At 42.1% G+C, this 2,778-nt stretch carries 4 protein-coding genes and 1 pseudogene; all 5 read left to right on the top strand.

What is annotated here, in order from left to right; genetic code table 11:
- Positions 1-182: hypothetical protein (locus B5F25_RS22285; RefSeq protein WP_087251735.1), on the top strand; the 182-nt coding region annotated here is incomplete at its 5' end.
- Between the two features lie 290 nt (positions 183-472).
- On the top strand, positions 473-889 hold the full coding sequence (locus B5F25_RS20750) for a PcfK-like family protein (RefSeq protein WP_087251733.1): 417 nt from the start codon (positions 473-475) through the stop codon (positions 887-889).
- A gap of 1 nt (position 890) precedes the next feature.
- Complete coding sequence (locus B5F25_RS20745; protein WP_087251732.1) at positions 891-2,171, top strand: PcfJ domain-containing protein; 1,281 nt, start codon at positions 891-893, stop codon at positions 2,169-2,171.
- Positions 2,172-2,240: 69 nt separating this feature from the next.
- Positions 2,241-2,307, top strand: a pseudogene (locus B5F25_RS22680) (hypothetical protein); the annotation flags it as partial.
- 58 nt (positions 2,308-2,365) lie between these two features.
- A partial coding sequence (locus tag B5F25_RS20740) for a transposase (protein WP_262483278.1) occupies positions 2,366-2,778 on the top strand: 413 nt, incomplete at its 3' end.

Raw genomic sequence — 2,778 nt, 5'->3', positions numbered from 1 at the left:
ATATGGGTGTGGTGGAAATGAAAGAGTTCCGGCTTCCAGCCTTTGCCCTGAAAAAAATAACGATGTTGTCTGCGCCTGCCCCAACATTTTTTTCGTTCAAAACTTTTCTAATTCCACTCTCCCGTACCTCAATAAGCCGTAAAAAAAAGGCTCAAACTCAGATGGGGAATGATTCTCAATAAAAAAAAGTCAGCGGATTCAAAAGACAAGGGAAAGGAAACTTTCTGAAAAAAAGGTCTAAATCTCGCTGAAGAATAATTCGATGTTTAACTCATTAAAATTCAAGCGATATGGCAGTAATTCAGTTCATCATTTCAATCATTGTTTTTATCTGTTCGGCAGCGATGGTGCTGGCTTCCCTCTTTGTGCATCCCAACACGAATATAGTAGCCATTGCCCTATTGTCACTCATATTCCTTGGGTGCATCCATTTAGTAAAAATCAGTTACAAAGAACTTAAATCAGAATAATTATGAAAGGAACAGAACACTTCAAGCAGACCATAAAGGCATTTTTGGACAACAAGGCAGCAAACGATGAATTGTTTGCACAGAGTTATAACAAGCCACACAAGAACCTCGATGCTTGCGTTACCTATGTGCTTAATTGGGTACAAGGAACCGGATGTTGTGGTTTTTCAGACGAGGAAATTTATGGCAGATGTATTCACTACTTCGATGAAGACCATATCGACATTGGCAAGGAAATTCAATGTAATGTTGTAGTTAATCATCATGTTGAACTGACAGATGAAGAAAAGGCTGAAGCCCGACAGAAAGCCATCCGTCAGTATCAGGAAGAGGAAATTCAGAAGATGAAGAACCGCAACAAAAAGGCTAAGCCTACATCAACCCAGACAAACGCAGCACCAACCTTATTCGATTTTTGATATGAGACCAACCAATAACATACAAAGGGAGATAGTTTCACTTTCAAAGAAAATGAAACCAATCACAGAGAGACAAGAGCAGTATGCTTACAGACATTGTTTTGAACCTTTCGCCAAGAGAACGGCGAAAGGTATCTATACCTGTTGCGATTGTGCCCATACATGGCAGGACACACTTTCCTATATTCCAGTTAATGTGACTTGCCCACATTGCGGAAGAAAGCTCAAAGTACGTTCAGACAGGACGAAGGTATATAACCTTAAAAGTTATTACACCGTAATAACCGCAGTCAAGGACTACCAGGTATTAAGGCACTTTGTTGTCTTTGCCGATTTCAGAATAGGAAGACCGGCACAATATTCAATAAGGGAAGTTGTTCAGAGATGGCTGACACCCAAAGGAAAGACAAATACTTTGGCACTCAAGAGAAATATGTGTTCCTTCTATTATGATAGTTGGAACTTCTGTAGTGATATGGAGTTGCGCAGCTGTTCGGATAACTTTGTATATGATATTAATGCAGTATCCACCTATCCAAGAATAAAGGTTACTGAAACCATAAAAAGAAACGGCTATCAGGGAAAAACTTACGACCTTTCCCACTATACTGTTTTCAAGGCTATACTTTCCGATAATAGGAAAGAGACCCTTCTCAAATGTGGACAGATTTCCCTTTTCAAACATTTTGCCGACAAGGATAGCATTTCGGATGATATTTGGAAATCCATCAGAGTTGCCATCCGTCACAAGTATGATATTACAGATGTAGGTTTATGGTGTGACTATATCAGATTGCTTCTTCATTTCGGCAAGGACACCTCAAACCCTCATTACGTTTGTCCTTCAAATCTGCATCAGGAACATGACAGGCTAAGCCGTAAGAAACATGAAGAAACTGCAAGGGAGCAGATAAGGGAGAAGAAAAGAAGAGCCATTCAGCATGAGAAACTATATAGGGAAGCGAAGGCAAAATTCTTCGGTCTTATTATCAGCGAAGGCAATATTCAGATAAGGGTTCTTGAAAGTGTTCATGAGTTTATCGAAGAAGGAGAGTTTATGAAACATTGCGTATTCTCAAACGAGTACTTCAAGAATGAAAAATCCCTAATCCTATCTGCTATGGTTGACGGAGTAAAAACAGAAACTATCGAAATTTGTCTTGATACAATGAAGGTGGTACAATGCAGAGGACATCATAATATGAACTCAGAATATCACGATGACATACTAAGAGTGATGAACAAGAACATTCCTCTAATCGCTAAACGGATGTGCAGTTGAGCCTAACTTAGTTAGGCTTAATCTATTCAAAGGATACCTTCAATGCGACGGTTTTGCAGGCTATGAGACAGCCTTCAAGACCAACCCCGACGTGCGGCTGGTCAATTGCATGGCGCATATCCGTCGTGATTTTTGAGCATGCCTTGGGTGAAAACAAAAAGGAAGCCGAATATGGGCTGGCCCAGATACAGTACATGTACAGGATTGAGCACTGCTGCGACAAGGCGGGCTTGTCGTCCGACGGACGCAAGGCGAAACGCCGGGAACTGACACGCCCAATCATGGAGGCCATGAAGACGTGGATGGAAACGGAAGGCATCAAATACAGTCCCCAATCGCTAATCGGCAAAGCTGTCTCGTATGCCTATACCCGGTGGGACAACATGATGAGATGCCTGGAGGACGGACGCCTGCTTTTGGACAACAACCTGGCGGAAAATGCCATCCGGCCAATTACTTTGGGGCGCAAGAACTATCTCTTCTGCGGCAATCACGAGGCTGCCGTTAACATGTCTGTAATCTGTTCCCTGCTGGCCACCTGCAAGGCACACGATGTGAACCCAAGGGATTACCTGAAGGATATCATTGCCCAAATGCCGTATCATAA

The sequence above is a fragment of the Bacteroides sp. An19 genome, from assembly GCF_002160215.1.
GTDB classification, from domain to species: Bacteria; Bacteroidota; Bacteroidia; order Bacteroidales; family Bacteroidaceae; genus Phocaeicola; species Phocaeicola intestinalis.
Note: the sequence above shows the minus strand (reverse complement) of the source record. Positions and strands in the feature narration are given on the sequence as shown.